Annotated in this window: 25 protein-coding genes and 1 pseudogene; 15 read left to right on the forward strand and 11 right to left on the reverse strand. The window is 72.2% G+C overall.

Features of this window, described 5'->3' with window-relative positions; translation table 11 throughout:
• The 7 genes and pseudogenes from DT019_RS39195 to DT019_RS27820 form a co-directional block, all read right to left on the reverse strand.
• Positions 1–249: pseudogene (locus DT019_RS39195) on the reverse strand (hypothetical protein); the annotation flags it as partial.
• A gap of 53 nt (positions 250–302) precedes the next feature.
• Positions 303–872 carry a GNAT family N-acetyltransferase gene (locus tag DT019_RS27795; RefSeq protein ID WP_114039682.1) on the reverse strand — a complete coding sequence of 190 codons (570 nt, stop codon included), beginning with the start codon at positions 870–872 and terminating at the stop codon, positions 303–305.
• 7 nt (positions 873–879) lie between these two features.
• Positions 880–1,968 carry a sensor histidine kinase gene (locus DT019_RS27800; protein WP_114039683.1) on the reverse strand — a complete coding sequence of 363 codons (1,089 nt, stop codon included), beginning with the start codon at positions 1,966–1,968 and terminating at the stop codon, positions 880–882.
• Positions 1,961–2,647, reverse strand: a complete 687-nt coding sequence (locus DT019_RS27805; RefSeq protein ID WP_114039684.1) for a response regulator transcription factor — start codon at positions 2,645–2,647, stop codon at positions 1,961–1,963. The genes DT019_RS27800 and DT019_RS27805 overlap by 8 nt, the downstream gene beginning before the upstream one ends.
• A gap of 68 nt (positions 2,648–2,715) precedes the next feature.
• On the reverse strand, positions 2,716–3,411 hold the full coding sequence (locus DT019_RS27810) for a VanZ family protein (RefSeq protein ID WP_114039685.1): 696 nt from the start codon (positions 3,409–3,411) through the stop codon (positions 2,716–2,718).
• A 129-nt stretch (positions 3,412–3,540) separates the two neighbouring features.
• Positions 3,541–3,789: a DUF397 domain-containing protein gene (locus DT019_RS27815; RefSeq protein ID WP_114039686.1), complete on the reverse strand. Its 249-nt coding sequence runs from the start codon at positions 3,787–3,789 to the stop codon at positions 3,541–3,543.
• Complete coding sequence (locus tag DT019_RS27820) at positions 3,786–4,622, reverse strand: helix-turn-helix transcriptional regulator (RefSeq protein ID WP_114039687.1); 837 nt, start codon at positions 4,620–4,622, stop codon at positions 3,786–3,788. Before DT019_RS27820 ends, DT019_RS27815 begins: the two co-directional genes overlap by 4 nt.
• 228 nt (positions 4,623–4,850) lie before the next feature.
• On the opposite strand from DT019_RS27820, the gene DT019_RS27825 reads away from it, so the two are divergent.
• Positions 4,851–5,183: a hypothetical protein gene (locus DT019_RS27825; RefSeq protein ID WP_223279798.1), complete on the forward strand. Its 333-nt coding sequence runs from the start codon at positions 4,851–4,853 to the stop codon at positions 5,181–5,183.
• Between the two features lie 5 nt (positions 5,184–5,188).
• On the opposite strand, the gene DT019_RS27830 is transcribed toward DT019_RS27825, so the two are convergent.
• Positions 5,189–5,884, reverse strand: coding sequence for an SDR family NAD(P)-dependent oxidoreductase (locus tag DT019_RS27830; RefSeq protein WP_114039689.1), 696 nt, complete (start codon positions 5,882–5,884; stop codon positions 5,189–5,191).
• Between the two features lie 230 nt (positions 5,885–6,114).
• Here DT019_RS27830 and DT019_RS27835 point away from each other — a divergent pair, with 230 nt between their 5' ends.
• A complete protein-coding gene (locus DT019_RS27835; RefSeq protein WP_114039690.1) occupies positions 6,115–6,714 on the forward strand; it encodes a TetR/AcrR family transcriptional regulator in 600 nt (199 codons plus the stop codon).
• An 18-nt stretch (positions 6,715–6,732) separates the two neighbouring features.
• Here DT019_RS27835 and DT019_RS27840 read toward each other — a convergent pair whose 3' ends face one another.
• Entirely contained in the window at positions 6,733–8,340 is a 1,608-nt protein-coding gene (locus DT019_RS27840) for a serine/threonine-protein kinase (RefSeq protein WP_114039822.1), read from the reverse strand.
• A gap of 95 nt (positions 8,341–8,435) precedes the next feature.
• Positions 8,436–10,586, reverse strand: a complete 2,151-nt coding sequence (locus tag DT019_RS27845; protein WP_223279799.1) for an MMPL family transporter — start codon at positions 10,584–10,586, stop codon at positions 8,436–8,438.
• Between the two features lie 393 nt (positions 10,587–10,979).
• On the opposite strand from DT019_RS27845, the gene DT019_RS27850 reads away from it, so the two are divergent.
• The 6 genes from DT019_RS27850 to DT019_RS27875 all read left to right on the forward strand — a co-directional run bounded on the left by DT019_RS27850 (position 10,980) and on the right by DT019_RS27875 (position 18,379).
• Complete coding sequence (locus DT019_RS27850) at positions 10,980–12,200, forward strand: sensor histidine kinase (protein WP_114039692.1); 1,221 nt, start codon at positions 10,980–10,982, stop codon at positions 12,198–12,200.
• The gene (locus tag DT019_RS27855) at positions 12,197–12,889 is read left to right on the forward strand and encodes a response regulator (protein ID WP_114039693.1); all 693 of its coding nucleotides are present in this window, start codon (positions 12,197–12,199) and stop codon (positions 12,887–12,889) included. Before DT019_RS27850 ends, DT019_RS27855 begins: the two co-directional genes overlap by 4 nt.
• Positions 12,890–12,985: 96 nt before the next feature.
• Positions 12,986–14,347, forward strand: a complete 1,362-nt coding sequence (locus DT019_RS27860; protein WP_114039694.1) for an aspartate aminotransferase family protein — start codon at positions 12,986–12,988, stop codon at positions 14,345–14,347.
• A 93-nt stretch (positions 14,348–14,440) separates the two neighbouring features.
• Positions 14,441–15,112, forward strand: a complete 672-nt coding sequence (locus DT019_RS27865; RefSeq protein ID WP_114039695.1) for a GntR family transcriptional regulator — start codon at positions 14,441–14,443, stop codon at positions 15,110–15,112.
• The gene (locus DT019_RS27870; protein WP_223279800.1) at positions 15,109–17,532 is read left to right on the forward strand and encodes a dolichyl-phosphate beta-glucosyltransferase; all 2,424 of its coding nucleotides are present in this window, start codon (positions 15,109–15,111) and stop codon (positions 17,530–17,532) included. Before DT019_RS27865 ends, DT019_RS27870 begins: the two co-directional genes overlap by 4 nt.
• Positions 17,533–17,728: 196 nt before the next feature.
• Entirely contained in the window at positions 17,729–18,379 is a 651-nt protein-coding gene (locus tag DT019_RS27875) for a hypothetical protein (RefSeq protein WP_114039696.1), read from the forward strand.
• 24 nt (positions 18,380–18,403) lie between these two features.
• Here DT019_RS27875 and DT019_RS27880 read toward each other — a convergent pair whose 3' ends face one another.
• Positions 18,404–19,144 carry an SLATT domain-containing protein gene (locus tag DT019_RS27880; RefSeq protein WP_388972532.1) on the reverse strand — a complete coding sequence of 247 codons (741 nt, stop codon included), beginning with the start codon at positions 19,142–19,144 and terminating at the stop codon, positions 18,404–18,406.
• Positions 19,145–19,526: 382 nt separating this feature from the next.
• Here DT019_RS27880 and DT019_RS27885 point away from each other — a divergent pair, with 382 nt between their 5' ends.
• The 7 genes from DT019_RS27885 (at position 19,527) to DT019_RS27915 (ending at position 26,031) form a co-directional block, all read left to right on the forward strand.
• Positions 19,527–19,862 carry a YbaB/EbfC family nucleoid-associated protein gene (locus DT019_RS27885; RefSeq protein ID WP_114039697.1) on the forward strand — a complete coding sequence of 112 codons (336 nt, stop codon included), beginning with the start codon at positions 19,527–19,529 and terminating at the stop codon, positions 19,860–19,862.
• Positions 19,863–19,977: 115 nt separating this feature from the next.
• Positions 19,978–20,577 (forward strand): recombination mediator RecR, encoded by a 600-nt coding sequence (recR, locus tag DT019_RS27890; protein WP_114039698.1) that lies wholly within the window; start codon positions 19,978–19,980, stop codon positions 20,575–20,577.
• Between the two features lie 47 nt (positions 20,578–20,624).
• Positions 20,625–21,284 (forward strand): DUF5063 domain-containing protein, encoded by a 660-nt coding sequence (locus DT019_RS27895; protein ID WP_114039699.1) that lies wholly within the window; start codon positions 20,625–20,627, stop codon positions 21,282–21,284.
• 252 nt (positions 21,285–21,536) lie between these two features.
• Entirely contained in the window at positions 21,537–22,817 is a 1,281-nt protein-coding gene (locus tag DT019_RS27900) for an aspartate kinase (protein ID WP_114039700.1), read from the forward strand.
• Positions 22,814–23,872, forward strand: a complete 1,059-nt coding sequence (locus DT019_RS27905; protein WP_114039701.1) for an aspartate-semialdehyde dehydrogenase — start codon at positions 22,814–22,816, stop codon at positions 23,870–23,872. Before DT019_RS27900 ends, DT019_RS27905 begins: the two co-directional genes overlap by 4 nt.
• Positions 23,873–24,139: 267 nt before the next feature.
• On the forward strand, positions 24,140–24,811 hold the full coding sequence (locus tag DT019_RS27910) for a SigE family RNA polymerase sigma factor (RefSeq protein ID WP_114039702.1): 672 nt from the start codon (positions 24,140–24,142) through the stop codon (positions 24,809–24,811).
• Between the two features lie 113 nt (positions 24,812–24,924).
• Positions 24,925–26,031, forward strand: coding sequence for a hypothetical protein (locus tag DT019_RS27915; protein ID WP_114039703.1), 1,107 nt, complete (start codon positions 24,925–24,927; stop codon positions 26,029–26,031).
• Positions 26,032–26,036 lie beyond the last annotated feature (5 nt).

Consider the following 26,036-nt stretch of genomic DNA (forward strand, 5'->3'; position numbering starts at 1 on the left):
CGCGTGCGCCTTGAACGAGTCGAACGCGACCTTCCCGGCCCCGTTGAACTTCCCCTCCAGCGGATCAGCGGCCGCGATCAACTGCCGGATCAACGCACCGAGATCACCACTCGACCCCTCGGTGCTCTTTCCCAGGTCGGACAGAGTCGTGGACCCCATGTCGAACTTCACGCACACACCCCCGTAATCGTCCTTGTCGTGATCTTCGCGGTTTCCGCGAATCGCCTCACGAGCCTCGTGCGACGACATATATGTCTATCGAACGCGTGTCGCGGGTGCAACGCGCTTCCGTCGCAGTTCTGTCACCAGAGTTTGTCGATGGGGCCCGGGTGCAGGGGGATGCGGGCTGATTGCAGGGTGGGGTGTGCCGTGTGGGACTTGGGGGTGAAGAAGGCGGCCAGGGTCACCTTGTCGAAGCCCGGGGCGTCGCTCGGGAAGGGGTCCTGCGGGGTGCCGCCCACGAGGACGGTGTCCGGCAACCGGCGCCAGCCCGCCGCCTCGTAGAACCCCGCGAGCGGGCGGTCGCAGGTGAACAGGCCGAGGTCGATCCCGTACCCGGGCATCGCCTCCCGGGCCGCGCTCACCAGGCGGTGGCCGTGGCCCCGGCCGCGTGCCGACCGGCGGGTGACCACCGTGCTGAGGCCGCCCGCGCGCAGCCGGTGGCCCGCGTGCTCGATGCCCTTGCGCAGGATGTCCAGCGCGGCCAGCACCACGCCGTCCTCCACCAGCAGCATCGACAGCGGGTCGAGCGCCGGGTCGTGGCTCGGCCCGCTGCTCGGTACGTCCGGCGGCCACGCCTCGTCCTGGAGCGCGAGCACCTGGGCACGCAGCGGGGCCGGGGTCTTCGCCTCGGGGTACGTCAGGATCGGCATCGCTCGATTATGAAGCCCCCGGCAGCCCCGGCAGCGTGACCGTGACCAGGAGGCCGCCCGCCGGGCGGGCGGCGAGGTGCAGGGTTCCGGCGTGGGCGCGCACGACGCTGTGCACGATGGCGAGGCCGAGGCCCACACCCGCGTGCTCGTCGCCGCGTACGCGTTCCGTGCCGCGCTGGAAGGGCTCGGTGAGGGTGGGGACCAGTTCCGGCGCGAGCGGCGGGCCCGTGTTCTCGACCCGCAGCACGCTCGCCCCGTCCCGCACCCCGGTGTGGACCGTCACGGCGCCGCCGTCGGGGAGGTTGTGCACGATGGCGTTCTGGACGAGGTTCGTCACCATCCGCAGCAGGAGCTCCGCGGACCCGCCGGTCCGGGCCGCCGTGCCGGTGACGTCGAGCGTGATCCGGCGCTGTTCGGCGAGCGGGAGCAGCGTTTCGGCGACCTCTTCCGCGATGAGCGAGAGGTCGACGCTCTCGCGCGTGAAGGAGCCTTGGTCGCTGCGGCTGAGCAGCAGGAGGGCCTCGGTCAGGTCGATCGCGCGCGTGTTGACGCTCTGGAGGCGGGCGAGGAGCTCGTCCCGGTCCCGCGTCGGGTCCTTGCGGGCGACGTCGAGCAGGGTCTGCGAGATGGCCAGCGGGGTGCGCAGCTCGTGGGAGGCGTTCGCCGCGAACCTCTGCTGCTCGGCCACGTGCGACTCGACCTGTTCCAGCATCGCGTCGAAGGCGTCCGCGAGTTCACGGAACTCGTCCTGGCGGCCCTCCAGGCGGATCCGGTGGGACAGCGACCCGCTCCCGGCCAGCCGCGCCGCCCCCGTGATCCGTGTGAGCGGCGCGAGCATCCGGCCCGCGAGGACCCACCCGCCGACCAGCCCGAACACCAGCAGGAAGGCCATCGCCACGGCCGCGGCGGGCATGAAGACCTGCAACAGGACGTAGCGGCTGGGCGAGATCCCCAGCAGCCCTTTCGGGTTGTTCGGTACGTAGCGCAGCAGGAACCACCACACCACCCCCAGCAGCAGCGCCCCCGCCACCGCGACGAACCCGGCGTAGCTGAGGGTGAGTTTCAGGCGGGCGCTGAGCCCCGGGCGTCTACGCATCCGTACGGTCCCCGGGCCCGGTGGTATCGATGCGGTAGCCCACCCCCGGCACCGTGGCGATCACCCAGGGTTCGCCCAGCCGTTTGCGCAGGGCGGAGACCGTGATGCGGACGGCGTTGGTGAAGGGGTCGGCGTTCTCGTCCCAGGCCCGCTCCAGGAGTTCCTCGGCGCTCACGACCCCGCCCTCGGCGGCCACCAGGACGTCGAGCACCGCGAACTGCTTGCGGGTCAGCGCCACATAGCGCCCGTCGCGGAAGACCTCCCGGCGGAAGGGGTCCAGGCGCAGCCCCGCGATCTCGCGCACCGGCGGCCGGGCGTGCCCGCGCCTGCGGTCGAGCGCCCGCAGCCGCAGCACGAGCTCCCGCAGTTCGAACGGTTTGGTGAGGTAGTCGTCGGCGCCGAGCTCGAACCCGGACGCCTTGTCGTCGATCCGGTCGGCCGCGGTCAGCATGAGGATCGGGATGCCGCTCCCGGAGGCCACGATGCGCCGGGCCACCTCGTCGCCGGAGGGGCCCGGGATGTCGCGGTCCAGGACCGCGAGGTCGTAGGAGTGGGTGGCGAGCAGTTCCAGGGCCGAGTCCCCGTCGCCGGCGATGTCGGCGGCGATGGCCTCCAGGCGGAGCCCGTCCCGGACGGCCTCCGCCAGGTAGGGCTCGTCCTCCACGATCAGTACGCGCACGTCCGCAGCCTAAGCACCCCGACATATCGCCGACGTATGCGACGACGCGTACACAGCGGACACGCCCCTCAGCTCACCAGTGCCGACGCGGGGCCGGGGGCCTCCTGCGGCGCCGTGCGCCACCAGCGGCGCGACGCCAGCGCGGCCAGTACGGCGCCCACGGTGTTGACCAGGACGTCGTCCACGGACGACACCCGGTCGAGCCGCAGCACGTACTGGGCCACTTCCACCAGGGTCGAGCACCCCGCCCCGAGCGCCAGCACCCTCGGCAGGGACGCCAGCGCCGCGAACCGCATCGGCGCGAAGAACCCCAGCGACGCGAAGACCAGCAGATTGCCCACGATCCCCAGCGGCCCCATCGTGACCAGGTCCCGCAGCGGCACCAGGCTCACCCGGCCCGGCACGACGCCCGCCCCCTGCCCCGGCATCATGGTCAGCCAGACGAACGGCACCGTCCCGTGGACCATGCCCACCTCCGCCAGCGACAGCCGCCCCGCCCCGGCGACACCCGCCGCACGCCGACGCAGCGCCAGGGCCCAGGCCACCAGCGCGGCCAACGGCAGCGTCACCAGCGTCATGAGCACCACGCCGTTGAACGTGTCGTAGCAGCCGTGCCACCGCCCGGCCATGCAGCGCGGAGCGGACATCATGAGCGGGCGCCGCATCACGACGAGGATGCCCGCCAGGGCGAGGACCGCCAGGACCGGAGGCACGAGGCCACCCACCCGGCGGAGCGGCTTCGACGGAGACGCATTCTGATTCATGCCCCCATGAGAGAGGGAGCGCGGTTGCGGGGGCGTATGCGGTTTTCGATACGTCCGCGATATGCGGCGGCGCCAGCGGTGTGCTCGCTCCGCCGGCGCCGCCTCAGCTCCGGTCGGACCGGCGCCGCCTCAACCGGCCGCAGTGCCTTCCCAGTTCAGGAACGCCGTCCACGCACCCGGCTCGACGGCCAACGAGGGCCCGTCACTCACCTTCGAGTCCCGTATGTGGACGGCTTGGGGGCAGGCGGCCACCTCTACGCAGTTCCCGCCGCTGTCACTGCTGTACGAGGACTTGCGCCAGGCGACGGCCACCTCGATGCACTGCCCGCCGCTGTCGTCGCTGTAGCTGGACTTGAACCACCGCAGGGCGTTGCTCATCTCTGCTCTCCTGCCAACTCCTCGATGAGGCCCATCGATTCGCGAGGACCCAGGGCCTGTGCTCGGATCTTCGCATAGCGCTGCGTGAACGTACTCACCTTTGCGGGGTCGGTGATGAGCAGGCTTTCGCCTTGGACTTCCAGGTACGCGAGGTGGTCGTGCTCCGGCGTCTCCACCAAGGTGATTCCGCCACGAGCTCCTGCGTGTTCACCGCCTGTGCCACAGTCCAAGGGGAGCACGAAGACGCTCACATTGCGCTTGCGTGTGCATGCGATGAGGTGGTGCATCTGAGCGCGCATGATCTCCGGGCTTCCGATGACCCTTCGCAGCACCGCTTCCTCCAGGATCAGCTCGATCGTGGCGACAGGGTGCCGGTCGAAGATCGTCTGGCGTTCCATGCGCGCCTGGACCAGTTCCTCGACCCTTTGCTCGGAGAGCGGCGGATAGCCTCCACCGATCAGGGCTCGCGCATATTCCTCGGTCTGGAACAGCCCGTTGATCACCAAGGTCTCGTACATCTGGAGCGCTACGGCCTGCTGCTCCAAGAGGGCGAAGTCCTTGAACTGCTCCGGGTACTTCTCAAGCCGTACCGGCGTCCGGGCGTCCTCGAAGATCTCCATGCCATCGCCGAGCACCCGCTCCAGCTCGACCAGCATCTGGTCGCTGGCGGGCTGGGCCAGGGTCTCCATCGCGCTGACCGCCGCCGCGGAGAAGCCGATTTCGGTGCCCAATTTCTCCTGCGTCCACCCCTTCCGCAGGCGCAATTTGCGGGCCAGTTTGGCCACCATCTGGGCGGTCGGACCCGCCGTCTCCTTGTTTTCCGCTCGTGCCATTTTCGATCACGCTCCGACTCAACCGGTCTCAACCGGTCTGTACTCAGCCCCGCCGAATTCAACTCGCCTCAAAGGGAGTTGGGGCTGATCAACGGCTGCCCGACGGTCCCCATGCGGCCATGGAAAACGCTAGCGGCGCGGATCGAAACTGTCCTTGTGGATACGCAAACTGGTGAGGTAAACCTCGACTGGATTCCGCTCTCCGGGTTCCATCTCAGAAAGGCGGGCGTGGAATTCGATGCCGTACGGATCGACGGGGACGCCGGGCGGTGCGTGGCGGACGTGATGGAGGAGCTGACCGGGGGCGACCCGGGTCCGATCGTCGCGGACGCCGCCGGGCGGCGGGCGGTGTACTTCCTGGTGCCGCCGCGCAGCACGTCCCACCGGTCGTGGCCCGCCTGTGCCGTGCCGTTCAACTCGGCTCCGGGGAAGGTGAGTTACGTACCGGTCCCGGCGATCGGTGGGAGGACCTGGCCGCTGTCGTGGTGGTGCCTGCCGTCGGGGCCTGACCGGTTCGTGCACACCCCGCTGCTGTGCTCGGTGGTGCGGCAGCTCCGCTGAGGGGGCTACCAGGGGACGGTCTCGCCGTGGCGGTCGAGGAACTGGAGCCCCGGGGCGCCGGCCTGGGCTTCGAGGACGTCGACGACGGCCGGGATGCTCTCCTCGGGGGCGAGCGGGGCGTCGGGTCCGCCGAGCCGGGTCCGGTTGTGGCCGGGGTCGATGAGGAGCTTGGTGTGCCCGTCGTCGCCGTGGCGGGTGGCGTAGCTGCGCATCAACTGGTTGAGCGCGGCCTTGCTCGCCTTGTAGAGCTCGTACCCCTCCTCGGTGTTGCGCGAGACGCTGCCCTGCTCGGAGGACATGACGGCGACGGTGCCGCCGGGTGCGACGAGCGGGCGCAGCGCTTCCAGGGCGCGCAGCGGGCTCAGCGCGTTGGTGGTCATGACCTCGGTGAACATGTCGGTCGGGACCTGGTCGATGGGCAGGTCGCCCCGGTCGATGGCGGCGTTGACGAAGAGCAGGTCCAGCCGGGTGCCGTGCAACGCCTGGCGCAGGGTGGCCAGTTGCTCGGTGCTGGTCATCTCCAGGGAGACGATCTCCAGCCGCTCCTTCCAGATGTCGGCGCGCTTCTTCAGCTCGCTGCCGTCCTGGCGGGTGGTGGCGATGACGTGCCAGCCGCGCCGGGCGAGTTCGTCGGTGAGGGCGAGCCCCAGCCCCCGGGAGGCTCCGATGACCAGGGCTTGACGGTGGGGCGTGGTGGACATGACGTGCTCCTTCTCGGTGCCTGCGGCGGCGGCCGTCTTCGGGGGCCGTCTCCGGCGTGCGTGGTCGGCGGTCGCGTGCGGCGTTCGTCTTCGGTGGTCGTCTTCCGGGTCTTCCGGGGTCGGCCTCGGAGGGTGCGTCTTCGAATCTAGACGAGACGGTGCGTCTCGTCTAGACGGTACGGTGCGTCTAGACAGCCGTGGGCCACGCCTCCCCGGGTACTGTGGTGCGCATGCCCGCCACCAGCCCATCGCCGGCCGCCAGACCCCGCTCCGGCCCCCGGCGCGACGAAGCCGCACGCCTGGCCGTGCTGCACGCCGCGGACGATCTGCTCGTCGAGCACGGCTTCGGCGGGCTGACCGTCGAGGCCATCGCGCGCCGTGCGGGCGTCGCGAAGCAGACGATCTACCGCTGGTGGCCCTCGAAGGTCGAGATCCTGCTCGACACCCTCATCGAGGACAGCGGAAAGAGCCTGCCCGTCCCGGAGAGGGCGACGGCGGCGAGCATCCGCGGCTATCTGCGCGGCTTCGCGCGATTCCTGACCCGCGACCCGGCGGGCAAGGTCCTGCTCGCACTCCTCGCCGAGGCGCAGCACGACCCGGCCACGGCCACGAGCTTCCACCAGCGCTATCTCGGCCCGCGCCGTGCCCAGGAACGCGAGCTGCTGAAGCGGGCGGCCGACGCGGGCGAGATCTCGCCCGCGCTCGGTCCCGACGCCGCGCTGGACGCGCTGCTCGGCCCGATCGTCTACTGCGCCCTGACGGGTTCCGCCGTCCCGCGCGCGCTGGTCGACACCCTCGTCGAGGAGCTGCTCAGGCCTCGCGCGAAGTGAGGCCCGCCGGGCGCGGGGCTACTGGCCGTCCGCGCGCGTGTAGTCGAGGAACTCGCCGGTGCCGTCGGTCTGGCGGTGCAGTCGGCCGTCCGGCAGCAGGCTGAGGGTGCTGGCCCTGCCCGGGTTGCAGGCGCCGGTCGAACCGGGGCCGACCTCGGACGGCCCGAGCCGGAGCGGACCGTCGCCCGACGCGGGCGCGGACGTCAACTCGGCCTGGAACACGCAGTGGTAGCCGCTTCCGTCGGCGGTGAGGGTGAGCACGGTGTCGCCCACCCGACCCGCGCGGATCACCAGGCGGCGCGGGTCGCCGCCGCTGCCGGTGGGCACGGTGGCCGTCCAGGCGCCCACGTAGCGCTGCGGCACGTCGTTGGTGGAAGGGGTGGGCTGTGCGCTCGAACTGGCTGAAGGTGAGGGTGGGTTGGGCTTGCTCGGGGCGGTGCTCGCCGTGCTGGTACCGGTGTCGTCCTTCGCGTTCCTCGGGTCGCCGCTGCTCATGAACGCGTACACCGAGCCGCCCGCGCCGACCGCCACCACCAGGGCCACCGCGATCAGCGCCACCGTGGACTTCGCGCTGCGGCGGGGCGGCGGCTCGGGGGCGGGGGAGGGGTAGTACGGGTCGTACGGCGCGGGCGCGGGGGCGCTGTACGGGGTCGGTATGAGGTCCGGGGCGGTCCGGGTGGGGGCGGCTGGCGCGGCTGGGGGTGGCGCGGCTGTGTCCGGCGGGCTCTCGATGTCCAGCAACTGGGCGGCGTGACTGCCCAGTTGGGCCACAAGGGGCGCGGGCAGCCACGGGTCCGGGGCGGTGTCCGGGACGCGTTCCAGGATGCGGTCGAGGCCGGGGCGGGCCGCCGGGTTCTTGTGGAGGCAGTCGCCGATCAGCTCCTGGAGGGACTCGGGGACGCCTGTGAGGTCCGGCGGCTCCTGCGCGATGCGGAACATCAGCGCGTGCACCCCGCTCGCCGCCTCCCCGAACGGCAGCCTCCCGCTCGCCGCGTACGCCAGGACCGAGCCGAGGCAGAACACGTCGCAGGCCGGGGTGATCCGGTCGCCGCGCACCTGCTCCGGCGCCATGAAACCGGGCGATCCGACCAGCGCGCCGGTCCGCGTCAGGCCCGCCTCGGTGCCCGCCTCCAGGGCGCGGGCGATGCCGAAGTCGATCACGCGGGGGCCGTCGATGGTGATCAGGACGTTGGAGGGCTTGAGGTCGCGGTGGACGAGCCCGGCCGCGTGGATGTCCTTGAGGGCATGGGCGAGGCCGCGTGCCAGGGCGCCAACGGAACGTTCCGGCAGGGGGCCGTGCGGGCCCGTCACCACGGACTGGAGGGAGGGGCCCGGCACGTAACCGGTCGCGACCCACGGCACCGGCGCCTCGGTGTCCGCGTCGAGCACCGGCGCCGTCCACCGGCCGCCGACCCTGCGCGCCGCGACGACCTCCTGGCGGAACCGGCCCCGGAACTCGTCCTGCTCGGCGAGGTCGGGGCGGACCAGTTTGACCGCCACGGTGCGGCCCCGGTCCGAGCGGGCGAGGTAGACCTGTCCCATCCCGCCGGACCCGAGCCGGGCCAACAGCCGGTAGCTGCCTATTCGTTCCGGATCGCCCGGTTCCAGCCGCTGTGTGCCGCCCATGCCCATGTCGGATGCGCCTCCCCGCTCACACCGCTCCAACGGGCCGAGGATAGTGCCGCCTCTCGGCCCGCGGAGCCGGGGGCGCCTTCGCGGGTTCAGTACGCCGTCACCCGGTCTGGCTCGGGGGCGGGGTGCGGGTGGGGGTCCGCGGTGCGGCGCGGGCGGACCGGCCACCACAGGGCCCGGCCCAGGAGGGCGGCCAGGGCGGGGACGAGGACCAGCGACAGGACGAGCGCGGAGAGCATGATGCCGAGCGCCATCGCGAAGGCGACCTGCTCGCTGCCCGGGGTCGTGGCGAGACTGGCGAAGGACGCGGCGAGCACCAGACCGGCCGTCGCGACGGCCGGGGCGGTGTGCCGCACCGCGCGGGCCACGGCGGCGCGGCCCGGGCCGGGGCGCCGCATCTCCTCCCGGATCCGGTCGGAGATCAGGATGTTGTAGTCGGTGCCGAGCGCCACGACGAACAGGAACAGCACGAGCGGGAGCGTGAAGCTGACGCCCGGCCTGCCCAGGGTGTGCTGGAAGAGCAGGGTGGCGGCGCCGAGGGTGGCGGCGAAGCCGAGGCTCACCGAGACCATGAGGACGACCGGCGCGAGCAGGCTGCGCAGGAGCAGCAGCAGGATCAGCGCGATCAGCGCGGCCGCGACCGGGAACACGACCTTGAGATCGTGGTCGACGGCGGTCGCGATGTCGGCGATGATCGCCGGGGTGCCGCCCACGTGCGCCGTCGTCCCGACGGGCGTATGCCGGGCCACCGCGTCCCGCACCGGCCCGGACGCCAGGTCGCGGGCCTCGTTGCTGTGCGGGTCGGCCGTCGGGTAGACGTCGATGCGGGCGGCGCGGTGATCCTTGTTCAGGACGGTCGGAGCGACCTGGCCGACGCCCTGGACCCGGCCGAGCGCACGCGCGAGGCCGTCGAGCCGGGCGGTGGTGAGGGTGGCGCCGTCGTCGGCGGTGACGAACACGCTGGTCGGGTCCGACACCCCGGCGGGCAGCGCGCGCGAGATCTCGGCCGCGGTGCCGGCGGCGGCGGTCTTGGCACCGGCATCGCCCTGGCCGTAGTCCATGCGGATGCCGATCAGCCCGGCGGCCAGCGCGGCGAGCAGGGCGACCGAGGCGCAGAGCATGGCCACGGGCCGCCGGGTCACCAGGGCGCCCAGCCGGGCGGCGCTGCCCTCGCGCGGCGCGCGGCGCAGGGCCCGGGAGGGCCAGAACATCTTGCGTCCGGCGGCCGCGAGCAGCGCGGGCATCAGGGTGAGACTGCCGAGCAGCATCACCAGGACCGCGACGGCGATGGCGGGGCCCAGCGAGCGGAACTGCCCGAAGCTCGCCACGCCCAGCGTCGCGAACGCGGCCACGATGGTGAGCGCCGCCGAGGTGATCGCGGTGCCCACCCGGGCGCAGACCTCCGCGGCCGCCTCGCGTGCGGGCTGCTCGGGCCGGGCCCGCAGATGCTCGCGGAAGCGGAACAGGAGGAACAGCAGGTAGTCGATGCCGATGCCGAGCAGCACCACGTTGATCAGGCCCGGGGTGCTCGCGTCCAGCTTGAGCCCGGTCAGCGTCGCCGCGCCCGCGACCGCCCCTGACGCGGCCCCACCGATCACGGCCACCGCGAGCAGCGGCAGCACGGCCGCGAGCACGCTGCGGAACACCAGGACGTTGAGCAGGACGATGAGCCCCGTGACGAGGACGCCCCCGATCGTGGTGGCGGTCTTGTTGGCATCGGCGTCGTCCACGGTGTCGGCGAGCGCGCCCGTGAACCCGGTCCGCATCCCCGCCTCCGAGAACTGCGTGCGGGCGGCGTCCCGGAAGGCCCGGTAGACGTCCTGGACGCCGGGGTCCGCGGCGTTTCCGGTCAACTCGACGGAGAGCAGTTCGAAGCTCCGGTCGGGCGCGGTCATCGCGGGGGCGACCCGGGGCGTCTGGGAGCGGTCCGGGAGCAGGAACTTCGGCTCGCCGTCCTTGACGGGCATGACGACCCGCCGCCCGGCCAGCTTCGCCGCCTCCGCCGCGACGCGCTCGTGATCGGCGGCGCCGAGGGGGGTGCCGTCCGCACGGGCGACCAGGACGGTCACGGTGGTGGCGTCGGGGTCCACCCCGAACCGCTCCTCGGCCATGCGCAGGGCCGCCGCGGAGTCGTAGCTCGGGGGCAGAAAGTTGCCGGTCTGGTTCTGGGTGACGCGGGCGAACAGGGTCGGGGTCAGGGCGATCAGGGCGAAGCCCAGCACGGCCCAGAGGGCGATCACCTTCCAGGGATGGCGAGTCGAGCATCTGGTCAGGGCGCGGATCACGGTGTCCTCCGAGGAGACGGGCTGGGTCGGGCCGGGGCTTTTGGCGGATCGGTCGGCAGGCACCGGCCCGGTGGCTGCCGGGGTTCTCCCGGACGTTCTCCAGACCATCAGCCGCGGGGGCGGGTCGGCGTCCTGGCAGCGGATGATCCGTACCGGGGCCCTGGGTCCCCGCCCGGTCCCCGACCAGGACCCTGGTCCTGGTCGCGATCCCGTCCCGCCGCCGGCGCGGTCGCCGTGGGCGACGTGACAGGCTGGTGCGGGGGCAGGAGGCGGCCGGACCGGACACAGAGGGCGGGCATGAGCGGGAGTCGAGACATGGGGTCCGGTGCTGCGCCGGGACCGGTGGGCATGGCCGGTGCGCAGGCGCCCGGCGGCCCGAGGCAGTGGTCGCGCGCCGGGGTGCTGTCGCTCCTGGACGGCATCGATCCGCCCTGGAACCGCAACGACGCCCTCGTGGCCGGCGGGGCCTGCGCGCTCAACCTGCTCAGCTACGTGTTCGCGAACGAACCCGGCGGTCCGGGTGCGGTGAGCGTGCCCGGGTTCCTCCTCGTCGCGCTGGCCGGCGTGCCGCTGCTCGCCCGGCGCACCCACCCGGTGGCCACGCTCGCCGCGGTCCTCGCGCTGGACGCGGTGGCCTCCCTGACGCTGCCGCTCTCCACCCACTTCGGCGCGGTCCTGATCGTCGCCCTGTACTCGGTCGCCGGGACCGGCCGCGTGCGGGTGACGGTGTCGGCGACCGCCGCGACGTTCGCGGTCACGCTGGTCAGCCAGAGCGGCGGCCGGGTCCCGCCCTGGCAGGACACCGTGTCCGCGATCCTCTCCCCGCTGATCGTGGTGGGCGCCGCCCTGGCGGTCGGCCGCTGGCAGCGCGAGGTGGCGGCCAACCGCAGGCTCCTGGCCGACCGGGCGGTGGCCGAGGAACGCCGCCGCATCGCACGGGAGTTGCACGACATCGTCGCGCACCACATCACCACCATGCAGCTGATGTCCGGCGGGGCCCGGGCCAACCTCGCCCGGCCGGAGGTGGCCCGGGACGCGCTGGTCACCCTGGAGGCCTCGGGGCGGCTCGCGCTGAGCGAGATGCGCCAGCTCCTCGACGTGCTGCGGGCCGGGGACGAGCCCGAGGCCGCCTCCGCGCAGCCCCAGCCCGGCGCCGACGACCTCGAACGCCTGGTGGCCGAGTCCCAACACGCGGGACTACCAACGGATTTGAGCGTGCACGGGACACCGCGCCCGCTGCCGCCCACCGTCGGCCTCACCGTCTTCCGGATCGCCCAGGAGGCCCTCACCAACGCCCGCAAGTACGCGGGGCCCGCCCGCGCGACCGTACGCCTGACGTACCGTCAGGACGGGGTCGGTGTCGCGGTGCTGGACGACGGCAGGGGAGCGCCGCAGGATTCGGCGGGCTCCGGCGGGTACGGCCTCATCGGCATGCGCGAGCGGGTCGCCCTGCACGGGGGCACCCTGACCGCCGGGCCGCGGGCCGACGGCGGGTTCGCCGTGGTGGCCGACCTGCCGCTGAGCACGGCCGAGGCGGACGCCGCGGCCGAGGAAGGGGTACGCCGATGACCGGGACCCCGATCAGGGTGCTGATCGCCGACGACCAGCCGCTGGTGCGGCGCGGCCTGTCGCTGATCCTCTCCCCCGACCCGTCCTTCGAGGTGGTGGGCGAGGCCGGGAACGGGGCGCAGGCCGTCACGCTGGCCCGCGATCTGCGGCCCGACGTGGTGGTGATGGACATCCGGATGCCCGTCCTCGACGGGGTCGCCGCGACCGGCGAGCTCACCGCCGCCGTGCCCGGCTGCCGGGTCCTCGCGCTGAGCACCTTCGACCTGGACGAGTACGTGGTGGGCGCCCTGCGCGCCGGGGCCTGCGGGTTCCTGCCGAAGGACAGCTCGCCCGAGGAGCTGAGCGCGGCGATCCGCACCGTCCACGCGGGCGAGGCCGTGGTCGCGCCGCGCCTGCTGACCCGGCTGATCTCCACCTACGTCACCGCGCCCCGGGAGGCGCGCCCCGCCCCCAGGGGCCTCGGCGAGCTCACGCCCCGCGAGGTCGAGGTGTGGCGGCTGATGGCCACCGGCCTCGACAACAGCGAGATCGCGCGTGCCCTGGACATCAGTGTGTCCACGGTCAAGAACTACATCACCAGCATCTTCGACAAGCTCGCCGTCCGTGACCGTGCCCAGGCGGTCATCGCGGCCTACGAGTCGGGTCTGGTGACCGCGCGCCCGGCGCCCGGCGAGGGGTCGGCCCGATAGCGGTGGCGCCGCACCCGACACCTTGCCGAGCGGGACCGGTCTCGGTGGACAGGATGGCCATGGCCGTTCCCACCTGGGCGTCCTTACCCTGGGGGCATGACCCCTCAAGGCACTCCCGATCCCCAGGCCGGCGCGGCAGTGAAGGCCGCCGACCGTGCGCACGTGTTCCACTCCTGGTCCGCCCAGGGATTGATCGACCCGCTCGCCGTGGCCGGCGCGGAGGGGACCTACTTCTGGGACTACGACGGCAACCGCTACCTCGACTTCACCAGCGGTCTCGTCTTCACCAACATCGGGTACCAGCACCCGAAGGTCGTCGCCGCGATCCAGGAGCAGGCCGCGACGATGACGACCTTCGCGCCCGCGTTCGCCGTGGAGGCCCGCTCGGAGGCGGCCCGGCTGATCGCCGAGCGCACCCCCGGCGACCTCGACAAGATCTTCTTCACCAACGGGGGCGCGGAGGCCGTCGAGAACGCGATCCGCATGGCCCGGCTGCACACCGGGCGCCACAAGGTGATGAGCGCGTACCGCTCGTACCACGGCGGCACGCACACCGCGATCAACCTCACCGGCGACCCGCGCCGCTGGGCCTCGGACAGCGGCGCGGCCGGTGTCACCCGGTTCTGGGCGCCGTTCCTGTACCGCTCGCCCTTCCACGCCACCACCGAGGCGGAGGAGTGCGAGCGGGCCCTGAAGCACCTTGAGGAGACCATCGCCTTCGAGGGCCCCGCGACCATCGCCGCGATCATCCTGGAGTCGGTGCCGGGCACCGCGGGCATCATGACGCCGCCGCCCGGCTATCTGCCCGGGGTGCGCGAGATCTGCGACAGGTACGGGATCGTCCTCGTCCTGGACGAGGTCATGGCCGGGTTCGGCCGGACCGGCAGGTGGTTCGCCTGCGAGCACTTCGACGTCGTACCGGACCTGCTGACCTTCGCCAAGGGCGTCAACTCCGGCTATGTGCCGCTCGGCGGCGTCGCCATCAGCCAGAAGATCGCCGAGACCTTCGAGCACCGGCCCTTCCCCGGCGGGCTCACCTACTCCGGGCACCCGCTGGCCTGCGCCGCCGCCGTCGCCACCATCAACGTGATGGAGGAGGAGGGCGTCGTCGAGCAGGCCGCGCACATCGGCGCGAGCGTGCTGGAGCCGGGCCTGCGCGAGATCGCCGAGCGGCACCCCTCGGTCGGCGAGGTGCGCGGCCTGGGCGTGTTCTGGGCCCTGGAGCTCGTCCGCAGCAAGGAGACGCGCGAGCCGCTCGTGCCGTACAACGCGACCGGCGCGGACGCGGCGCCGATGGCGGCGTTCGGCGCGGCCTGCAAGAAGAACGGGCTCTGGCCCTTCATCAACATGAACCGCACCCATGTCGTGCCGCCCTGCAACATCACCGAGGCCGAGGCCAAGGAGGGCCTCGCGGCGCTCGACGAGGCGCTCACGGCGGCCGACGAGCACACTGTGTGACGCGCCCCTGATCCGGGGGAAAAACCCGCTCTCCTTTGTCCGGTTTCCGGGCACCCCATAGGGTGGCCCGAAGCCGGAGGAGGGGAGCGAGTCATGCCCGCTAGCGGAGCGGTCACCCGCAGCACCCTTCGACAACAGATCGCGGACGCGCTGCGTGACGAGGTGCTCGCGGGGCGTATGCAGCCCGGCGAGGCGTTCACGGTCAAGCAGATAGCGGAGCAGTACGGCGTCTCCGCCACTCCGGTGCGCGAGGCGCTCGTCGACCTCTGCGCCCAGGGCCTGCTCGACTCCGACCAGCACCGGGGCTTCAGGGTGCGGGTGTTCTCCGTCGAGGACTACAAGGGCATCGTCGAGGCGCGGGCGCTGGTGGTCGACGGGATATTCCGGCGGGCCGCGGTCCCCGGCTCGATCGAGGCGTACGGACCGGCCCTGGTGTCGGTGCGACGGCGCGGCGAGGAGGCAGCGCGGGCCGCCCGCGGCGGTGACCTGAACATCCTGGTCGGCTACGACCTGCGCTTCTGGCGGGAGTTGTGCGCGCTCGCCGGGAACTCCTACATCTCCGAGTTCCTGCACCGCCTGCGCATGCAGAGCTGGGTCTTCGCGGTGCCCTATCTGCGCGGCCACGGCGAGCTCAGCGACTGGCTCTGGACCGGGCACGACGAGGTGGTCTCCGCGCTCGCGCTGGGCGACTTCGAAGCCGCGCGGGCCCTGATCGCCGCGTACAACGACGAATCCCTGATGTGGGCGGAGCGGCTGCCCCGGTGATCACAGACCCGGCCGGACAGGTCGAACTGAGCGTGGTGGTCCCCGCGTACAACGAGGAGCAGCGCCTCGCGCCCACCCTGGAGGCGATCCGCGGCCACCTCGGCGACAGCTGCTCCTGGGAGCTGATCGTCGTCGACGACGGATCGGCCGACGAGACGGTGCGGGTGGCCCGCGAGGCCGCCGCCGTCGACCCCCGCATCCATGTGGTGGTCAGCGAGTCCAACCGGGGCAAGGGCCACGCCCTGCGGCTCGGGGTGCTCGCCTCGTACGGCCGCCGCGTCCTGATCACGGACGCCGATCTGGCCACCCCCATCGAGGAGTTGGACCACCTCGCCAAGGCGATGACCGAGGGCGAGACGGCCGCCGCGATCGGCTCGCGCGCCCACCCCGAGGCCAACATCGAGGTCCACCAGAGCCGGCTGCGCGAGGTGCTCGGCCGGATGGGCAACCGGCTGATCCGGGCCGTGGCCGTGCCCGGCATCCGCGACACCCAGTGCGGCTTCAAGCTGTTCGACGGCGACAAGGCGCGCGCCGCGTTCGCCGACGCCCGCCTGGACGGCTGGGGCATCGACGTGGAGATCCTCCAGTTCTTCCGCCGCAAGGGCTGGGCGGTGTCCGAGGTGCCGGTGCGCTGGGCGCACCAGGAGGGCTCGAAGGTGGGGGCGGCGGACTACGGCAAGGTGCTGTGGGAGCTGGCCCGCCTCAAGGCGCGGGCGATACGCCGCGCCGACCTGGTGCTCGGCGCCCTCTACCTGCTGTCCTCGGTGCTGCTCTACAAGAACCTGTGGGGCGACCTCGGGCGGAGCTACCTCAGCGACTCGATGCAGGACCAGAACCAGTGGGAGTGGTTCTTCGCGGTCACCGCCGACAACGTGGCCCATCTGCGCGACCCGCTGTTCACGACCGTCCAGAACTTCCCCGACGGCGTGAACCTCATGGGCAACACCCCGATGCTGGGCCTGTCCGTGCCGCTGGCGCCGGTCACCCTCGCGTTCGGGCCGACCCTCACCTGGGCGCTCGTCCTCACCCTGGGGATGTCCGCGACCGCGTACGCCTGGTACTGGCTCTTCGCGCGCCGGGTCACCGAGAACCGGTGGGCGGCCGGGCTCGGCGGGGCGCTCGCGGCCTTCGCGCCGCCGGTGATCTCGCACGGCACCGCCCATCCGAACTTCTGCGTCCTGTTCATGATCCCGCTGATCATCGACCGCGCGCTGCGCCTGTGCGAGGGCCGGAACGTGCGCCGCGACGGCGTGATCCTGGGCCTGTTCACGACGTACCAGATCTTCCTCGGCGAGGAGGTGCTGCTGCTCGCCTCGCTGGGCATGGCCCTGTTCGCCCTCTCCTACGCCCTGGCCCGGCGCGACACGGCCCGCGCGGCGATCCGCCCGCTGGCCACGGGACTCGGGTACGCGCTCGGGGTCTGCCTGGTCCTCGTCGCGTATCCGCTCTACCGGCAGTTCGCCGGGGCGCAGAGCTACCACAGCGTCCTGCACGGCGACGACGCGGGCAATTCGCCGCTGGCGCTGATCGAGTTCTCCGGCCGCTCGCTGTTCGGCGACGAGGCGACCGCCGACAAGCTGGCCCTCAACCGCACCGAGCAGAACGCGTTCTACGGCTGGCCGCTGGTGGCGCTGGCCTGCGCGCTCGTCATCCGGCTGTGGCGGCGCCCCCTGGTCAAGGCGCTGGCGTTCACGGGCGCGGCGGCCGCGGTCCTCTCGCTCGGGCAGAAGATCCGCATCCCGTACACCGGTGTGGTCCTGCCCGGACCCTGGAAACTGCTGGCCCACAGGCCGCTCTTCGAGTCGGTGATCGAGGGCCGGGTCGCGATCATCTGCGCGCCGGTGCTCGGCGCGCTGATCGCGCTGGCCGCCGGACGGCTCGCGCTCGCCCGGACGCGGGCGACCCGGGTGGCCGGCTTCGCCGCCATCGCGCTGGCCCTGCTCCCGATCGTGCCGACGTCGTACCCGACGCACGCCCGCCCGGAGATACCCGAGTTCATCTCCGCGGGCCTGTGGAAGAAGTACGTGCGGCCGGGGGAGTCGCTCGTCCCGGTGCCGCTGCCCGACCCCGGCTCGGCCGAGGCCCTGCACTGGCAGTCGGCGACCGGCCTCGGCTTCTCCGTCCCGGGCGGCTACTTCAACGGCCCCTGGGGCCCGGACCGCATCGGCATCTACGGCGCCTCCCCGCGCTGGACGTCGAACCTGTTCAACGACATCCGCTCCGGCAAGCCCCTGCCGGACATCGGCGCCGACTGGCAGAACCAGGCCCGGGCGGACCTCGCGTACTGGCGGGCGGGCGTGCTGGTCCTGGAACCCCAGCCGCAGGCGCCCCAGTTGTACGAGGCGGTGACCCGGCTCGTGGGCCGCGAGGGCACGAAGGTCGGCGGGGTGTGGATCTGGGACGTCTCGCGGGTGCGCTGAGGTCGCGCGGCCGAACGGCCGGCGGGCCTTCGCCGGGTCCGAGTAACGGACGGCACCGTGGGTAAACCCTCCCGACCGGGGCGCGGGGGGATCCGGTCACCCCGCACCGGGAGTTGACGGGCACTCTTCGCGCGGCGTGCCCGGCGCACTACGCTGTCCCGACCATCGCATGAAACGAGTTGAGAGCGAGCCCGTCTTGGCCTGTGACCTGTGGCTGGTCCCCCTTGTCGATGTGCTGTGCCACAGCCCCGACAATCCGTTCGCGGAGGAGATCGCCTCGTACGACAAGGCGCTCGGCGACGCCGGGCTCCCGCCCGTACCGGTCTTCGCGTACATGCCGGGCCTCTCCGGTGACGTGGCCCCCGTGGCGGGGTTCGACTACGACGCGCTGCACTTCCTGCGCCGCGCCTACCTGCTCCAGCTGTGCGGCCTCGCGGTGACGCCCGTCGACGAACTCGGTGGCGACTACGAGCAGCTCCTGGAGATGTTCGAGCCGACCGCCCAGCAGTCGCACCTGGTGTGGCACTACGACCACGCCGGGGCCTATGTGCCGGTCGACTTCGCGGTCCCGCTCTCCAACGAGGAGCTGCTCGCGGGCGGCGGCCCGCTCGGCTCGGCCCAAGGGCTGCTGCGCGAGCTGGAGTTCGTGGCGCCCGCGATCGGGATAGATCCGGCCAACCCGCCGACCGCCCCCGCCCCGCCGGACCGGCCCACCTCCCTGGAGGAGCCCGCGGGTCCCATCCCGTACGACGAGAGCCCCTTCGCGCGTGAGCGGCACGTGTGGCTCGGGCTGCACGCGGCGGCGACCCGCAGCCTCGCCCAGGGCTCGATGATCATCTTCAGCTGAGGGCGCCCGCCCCCGGCCCCGTCCCTACCGCGGTCCCTCCGGCGGACGCTGGCGCGGCATGTTCGGCCGGGTGGCCGGGGGGAGGGGGAGGCGGCCGGGCCCGGGGGCCCCGTCCGTACGCGGGGCCGCCGCGCTCAGCGTCTGCATGACGAGCGGCGCGGGCCCCGAGCGGAACTCCACCATCCAGTCCGCCGTCTCCGAGCGCACCAGCTCCGTCACGTCCTCGGTGAACCGGCGCAGCACCGAGAGGCAGCGCTCGGCCGCCTCGCTCGCGGTGCCCTCGGTCGGCCCGAGCACCTCCCGCACGCTCTCCGAGGCCCAGTCGAACTGGAGGGCCTGGAGCCTGCGCTGCACCGCCTGCGCGGTGGCCACGTCCCGCATCCAGCCCGAGGTGAGCCCGAAGTAGCGGTCGCAGGCCATGCAGGCCGCGCCGAGCAGCAGGCACAGGTAGCCCCAGCCCGCCGCCCCCTCCAGGGCGTGCGTCAGATCGAGCAGCGGCAGAACGGCCCCCGCGATCGCGCCGGTGGCCGTGCCGCAGCGCAGGGCGCGGGCGCCGCGGCGCTTCCAGAGCCGGTCGGCGAGGTACCAGTCCGCGATGCGCAGGGCGTCGTTCTCGACCCAGCGGTACAGCTCGGCGAGGCGCTCGGCCGGCTCGCCCCAGTCGCCGAGCGGGAACGGCCTCCCGGTCAGATCGCCCGTCTGTGCGCCCTCGTCCCGCCGGGCCGGGCCCGGAGGCCCCTCGGGCTGCATGTCCGGCTGGCTCACCCGGCCGCTCCCTCCGCGCTTGCTGTGACCCTCTGTGACGTCGAGTGACGTAAGGGCACCTGGCTGTGTGCCTGACGCACTGGACGTCTACAGGACGTAGTAAATGACGTCACGCCCGGCGGCACCGGAGGTGCGCCTGCGCGTATTGACGCGTAGTGATGCGCCCGACCGCCATTCCTACCGCCGAATGGAGGGCCCAGGGGGCGATATCCAGGTATTTCCCCCCGGAAGGGGCCCTTGATCAGGTATAGGAACCCGCACGGCATCACTCGAAAGAGTTGCGGAGCAGGGCGCCTGTCGACCACGTAGGCTCGGAGTGCCGAAAGGGACGGCGCGGTGTGGCCGTCCTTGTGAACCGTTCTACCGAAACCCGGAGTGAAACGTGATCCCTGGTGGTGGCCAGCCCAACATGCAGCAGCTTCTCCAGCAGGCCCAGAAGATGCAGCAGGATCTCGCCCTCGCCCAGGAAGAGCTGGCGGCGACCGAGGTCGAAGGCCAGGCCGGCGGCGGTCTCGTCAAGGCGACCGTGACCGGCTCGGGCGAGCTGCGTGCCCTCGCCATCGACCCGAAGGCGGTCGACCCGGAGGACACCGAGACCCTCGCGGACCTGATCGTCGCGGCCGTGCAGGCCGCCAACGAGAACGCCCAGCAGCTCCAGCAGCAGAAGCTGGGCCCGCTGGCGCAGGGCCTCGGCGGCATGCCGGGCCTGCCGTTCTAGGTCCGCGACACCGGGTGTACGCCCGGCCTTCGGGGCCCGGCCGTGCGCCTGCCCTACTGAGGCGGACGCACACCAACTACCGTAGGCATCAGAGCAACCCACGAGAGGCGTTCCGTTGTACGAAGGCGTGGTTCAGGACCTCATCGACGAACTGGGCAGGCTGCCCGGCGTCGGTCCCAAGAGCGCGCAGCGGATCGCCTTCCACATCCTGCAGGCCGAGCCGACCGACGTGCGCCGCCTCGCGCACGCCCTCCTCGAGGTGAAGGACAAGGTCCGGTTCTGCGCGGTGTGCGGCAACGTGGCGCAGGAGGAGCGGTGTGCCATCTGCCGCGACCCGCGCCGCGACCAGAGCGTCATCTGCGTCGTGGAGGAGCCCAAGGACGTGGTGGCCATCGAGCGGACCCGCGAGTTCCGCGGCCGCTACCACGTGCTCGGCGGGGCCATCAGCCCGATCGAGGGCGTCGGCCCGGACGACCTGCGCATCCGCGAGCTGCTCGCCCGCCTCGCGGACGGGACGGTCACCGAGCTGATCCTGGCCACCGATCCGAACCTGGAGGGCGAGGCCACGGCGACGTACCTCGCCCGCATGATCAAGCCCATGGGTCTCAAGGTCACCCGGCTCGCCAGCGGCCTGCCGGTGGGCGGCGACCTGGAGTACGCCGACGAGGTCACCCTGGGCCGGGCCTTCGAAGGAAGGCGGCTGCTCGATGTATGACGCCCAGCAGGAGTACGCCCGGCAGGGCTACGAGGAAGGTCGACTCGATGTCTGACGCAACGCTGCACGCGACCACCCAGGACCCGGACTCCTTCGCGGTCCAGATCGCCGACCAGGTCGAGTCCTTCATCGTCGCCGTCACGGAAGTGGCCAAGGGCGACGAGCCCGACAGCGCGGTGCCGTTCCTCCTCCTGGAGGTCTCCCAGCTCCTGCTGGCCGGCGGCCGCCTCGGGGCGCACGAGGACATCGTCCCCGACGAGCGCTACGAGCCCGACCTCGGCCCGGAGGCGGACGTCGACGAGCTGCGCGAGCGGTTCGCCCGGCTGCTCGAACCCATCGACGTGTACTCCGAGGTCTTCGACCCGTACGAGCCGCGCAAGGCGCCGGTGCCGTGCCGGATCTCCGACGACCTCGCCGACGTCGTCACCGACCTGCGCCACGGCCTGGCCCACTACCGGGCGGGCCGCACCACCGAGGCCCTGTGGTGGTGGCAGTTCTCGTACTTCTCCAACTGGGGCTCGACGGCCTCCGCCGCGTTGCGCGCGCTCCAGTCGCTCGTCGCCCACGTCCGCCTCAACCAGCCGCTCGAAGCGCTGGACGGCCTCGACACCGACGAGGACCTGACGGAGGACGCCCTGGAGGAGGAGGCCGGCCGCGTCATGATCGAGGAGCTCTCCGGCCCGCTGGGGCTGCGCGACCTCAAGTAGGCCTGGTCCCGCGCGCGTTGGCGCGGGCCCCGGTCCGCGCCCGCCGCGAGGCCGGTCGCTCCCCCTTCTGTGACCCCGCCCACAAGTCGCGTACAACGGACCGGTCCGGGCAGATGGACCTCGCGAGCGGTCCGGAGAAACGCCCGGTGATCATGGTGTGAGCGGGACATCTCACGAAGTGATACGGCGCGGGCGATTCCGGCCCGCTCGTTAGACTGAGCCGACCAGGAATGAACTGAGCGAGGAGCGCACGTGGGCCTTGTCGTGCAGAAGTACGGAGGCTCCTCCGTTGCCGATGCCGAGGGCATCAAGCGCGTCGCCAAGCGGATCGTGGAAGCCAAGAAGAACGGCCACCAGGTGGTCGTCGTGGTTTCCGCGATGGGCGACACGACGGATGAGTTGATCGAGCTCGCGGAGCAGGTGTCGCCGATGCCTGCCGGGCGGGAATTCGACATGCTGCTGACCGCCGGAGAGCGGATCGCCATGGCCCTGCTGGCCATGGCGATCAAAAGCCTGGGCCACAAGGCCCAGTCCTTCACGGGCAGCCAGGCCGGTGTCATCACCGACTCGGTCCACAACAAGGCGCGGATCATCGACGTCACCCCGGGCCGCATCCGGACCTCGATCGACGAGGGCAACATCGCCATCGTCGCCGGGTTCCAGGGCGTCAGCCAGGAGGGCAAGAACATCACCACGCTCGGGCGCGGTGGTTCGGACACGACGGCCGTCGCGCTGGCCGCGGCCCTCGACGCCGAGGTCTGCGAGATCTACACCGACGTCGACGGCGTCTTCACCGCGGACCCCCGCGTCGTGAAGAAGGCGAAGAAGATCGAGTGGATCTCCTTCGAGGACATGCTGGAGCTGGCCGCGTCCGGCTCCAAGGTGCTCCTGCACCGGTGCGTCGAGTACGCCCGCCGCTACAACATCCCGATCCACGTGCGGTCGTCCTTCAGCGGACTGCAGGGCACCTGGGTCAGCAACGAACCACGTTCCCAGTCGGAGGGTCAGCAGGTGGAGCACGCCATCATCTCCGGAGTCGCCCACGACGTCTCCGAGGCGAAGGTCACGGTCGTCGGGGTGCCCGACAAGCCGGGCGAGGCCGCGGCGATCTTCCGCACCATCGCGGACGCCGAGATCAACATCGACATGGTGGTGCAGAACGTCTCCGCCGCGTCGACCGGGCTCACCGACATCTCCTTCACGCTGCCGAAGGCCGAGGGCCGCAAGGCGATCGACGCCCTGGAGCGGTCCAAGCCGGCCATCGGCTTCGAGTCGCTGCGCTACGACGACCAGATCGCCAAGATCTCCCTGGTCGGCGCCGGCATGAAGACCAACCCGGGCGTCACGGCGGGCTTCTTCGAGGCCCTGTCCGACGCGGGCGTCAACATCGAGCTCATCTCGACCTCCGAGATCCGCATCTCGGTCGTCACGCGTGCCGACGACGTGAACAACGCCGTCCGCGCGGTGCACTCCGCCTTCGGCCTCGACTCCGACAGCGACGAGGCCGTCGTCTACGGGGGCACCGGGCGATGACCCGCAGACCGGCGCTCACGGTCGTCGGAGCGACCGGGGGCGCCGGTGCGGTGATGCTCCAGATCCTGTCCGAGCACGCCGACGTGTGGGGCGAGGTCCGCCTCGTCGCCTCGGCGCGCTCGGCCGGCCGCAAGCTGCTCGTACGGGGCCAGGAGTGCGAGGTCCTCGCGCTGAGCGAGGAGGCCCTGGACGGCTCCGACGTCGTCGTCTTCCTCGTGCCCGCCGACATCGCCGCCCGCTGGGCGCCGGTCGCCGCCGCCAAGGGCGCGGTGGTGGTGGACAGTTCGGCCGCCTTCCGGATGGACCCGGACGTGCCGCTCGTGGTGCCCGAGCTCAATCCCCATGCCGTACGGATGCGTCCGCGCGGCATCGTCGCGAGCCCGCACGCCAGCACCCTCGCCATGATCGTGACGGTCGGCGCGCTGCACGCCGAGTTCGGCCTGAGCGAGCTGGTCGTCTCCACGTACCAGGCGGTCAGCGGGGAGGGGCAGCCCGGGGTCGAGGCGCTGCGCCGGCAGATCTCGCTGGTGGCCGGGACGGGGCTCGGCACGAGTCCGGGCGATGTGCGCCGGGCCGTGGGCGACGACCTCGGCCCGTTCCCCGCGCCGGTCGCCCTGAACGTGGTGCCCTGGACCGGCGAGCTCGCCGAGGACGGCTGGTCCTCGCAGGAGCTGGGGCTGCGCGACGAGTTGCGCAAACTGCTCGACCTGCCGCGGCTCCCGGTGTCCGCGACCTGTGTGCGGGTGCCGGTCGTCACCACGCACTCGGCGTCCGTGCACGCCCGCTTCGAGAACGAGGTGGACGTGGCGCGGGCCCACGAGATCCTGGCGACCGCGCCCGGCGTGGTGCTCTTCGACAACCCCGCCGTCGGCGAGTTCCCCACGCCCGCGGACGTGGTCGGCACCGACCCCACCTGGGTCGGCCGGGTGCGCAGCTCGCCGGACGATCCGCACGTACTGGAACTTTTCGTCTGCGGCGACAACCTGCGCAAGGGGACGGCGCTGAACGCCGCGCACATCGCCGAGTTGGCGGCTCGCGAATTCACCGCGCGATGAGCTCCACCCATTTGTAGGATCTGTGAACGCTCTGTGAGCAAGTCGCTGGTCTGTACCACTTGAACTGCGCCAAGCCCTTGTTACACGATTCATTTCCGTGTCCCTGCAACCGCAGTCCGGCATGGAGCGTCTATGCGGTCGCCCCTCAAGGTGCCGTAAAAATCGGGGCATTGGGGAAGAGCGGGTACGGATGAGGGTATGTGGCGCACCGCCAAAAACAGTGTCGTACGCGTACAACCCTGACGGGGAGGAACGTGTCCAACAGGCGTGGCAGAGGTACTCGACTTCAGAGCGGTACCGACGCGCGGTGGCACGGTCGTCCGCCCGCGTCGGCGACTCGGCGCGCCCGGTGGCATGCCGGTGATCGCGCCGATGCCCGCCACCCGTCCGGCCCGCGTTCCCGCGCAGACGACCTCGCGCGAGAGCGCTGACGAGGCCATGGCGGCCGGCACCACCGTCGATCACCTCACCGAGACCTACCGCGCGCACTACCGCTCGCTGCTCGGACTCGCGGCCCTGCTCCTGGACGACACCGCCTCCTGCGAGGACGTCGTGCAGGAGGCCTTCATCCGGGTCCACTCGGCCCGCAGCCGGGTGCGCGAGCCGGAGAAGACCCTCGCCTACCTCCGCCAGACCGTCGTCAACCTGTCGCGGTCCGCGCTGCGCCGCCGCATCCTCGGGCTCAAGCTGCTCTCCAAGCCGATGCCCGACATGGCGAGCGCCGAGGAGGGCGCGTACGACCAGCTGGAGCGCGACGCGCTGATCAAGGCGATGCGCGGGCTCCAGCGCCGCCAGCGCGAGGTGCTCGTGCTGCGGTACTTCGCGGACATGACCGAGGCCCAGGTCGCCGAGACGCTCGGCATATCCCTGGGCTCGGTGAAGGCGTACGGATCGCGCGGCATCGCCGCCCTGCGCGTCGCCATGGAGGCAACGGCATGAAAGGGCCCGACGGCAACGGCGACAGGTGGCAAGGGGAACACGGGGCATACGGAAAGAAAGGGCCGGACCAGCGGCCCAGGAATGACCTGAACGACCTGACTGGATACGGATTCGTGGACAAGACGCCGGAAAAGAACAGCACCGGCACCCCTCCCTTCGGCCTTCCTCCGGCCGCGTCGGGCCCCGACGCGGCCGACGAACAGGCGCTGCGCAGGCTGCTGCACGGCGCGGTGGACGGGCTGACGCCCTCGGAGGGGGCGCTCGACCACCTGCGGGCCGCGGTGCCCGTGCGGCGGGCCCGCAAGCGGCAGGCCGTCGTCGGCTCGGTCGCCGCGGCGCTTCTGGTGGCCACCGCGGTGCCCGCGTTCATCCATGTCGCCAACACCTCGGGCAGCGCGGGCGACCAGCCGGCCGTCGCCGGGCACGGCGAGCGGACGCACGGCACCTCCGGCGGCGCCTCGGGCGCGGCGGACGGCGTGCGGGAGGGCGACCAGCCCCCCGGCGCCTGGAGCCGGCCCGGCAGCCCCGACGCCAAGGGCCCCACGGCACAGCCCAGCAAGGGCGCCACGGGCGGCACCGCCGGCGGCGCGACCGGCGCGGGCAGCGGTCCCGTGCAGGCGAACTCGCCGGTGTGCGAGGCGGGCGAGCTGAGCGTGAAGTCGGCGAAGGTCGGCCGGCCCGACTCGACCGGCAAGGTGTACGGCGCGTTCCGCATCGTCAACGCGTCCAACAAGCAGTGCGCCATAGGCGGGGTCGGCAAGTTCAACGTCAAGGCGCAGGGTGCGGCCGACCCGGCGAAGATCACGGTCGTCGAGCACGCGGTGGGCGACCCGGCCCCCGGCCTCCCCGACCCTTCGCAGGACACCACCCGCCTGGTCCTGAAGCCGTCCGGGGCGTACGAGGTGCGGTTCGCCTGGGTGCCGTCGGACACCTGCCCGAAGACCCCGCCGTCGCCCGACCCGAGCCCGTCGGGCGGCAGCTCCGGCAGCACCAGCGGGGTCGTCGCCCCGACCACGGCGTCGGGCGGCGCGATGACCCAGCTCGGCGCGGACGGCGGCGCCCCCACGGCCGCGGCGGGCGGCACGGTCGCGGTCACCCACGTCGCCGAGCCGGGCGCGCCGTCCGCGGAGGCGAAGATCCCGAACGCCTGCGCCGGAACGATCTACAAGACGGGCGTCCTGGACGCGGGCACGGGCACGCCCGCGGCGGTCACGCCGTAGCCGGC

Source organism: Streptomyces sp. SDr-06 (assembly GCF_003324565.1).
GTDB lineage: Bacteria > Actinomycetota > Actinomycetes > Streptomycetales > Streptomycetaceae > Streptomyces.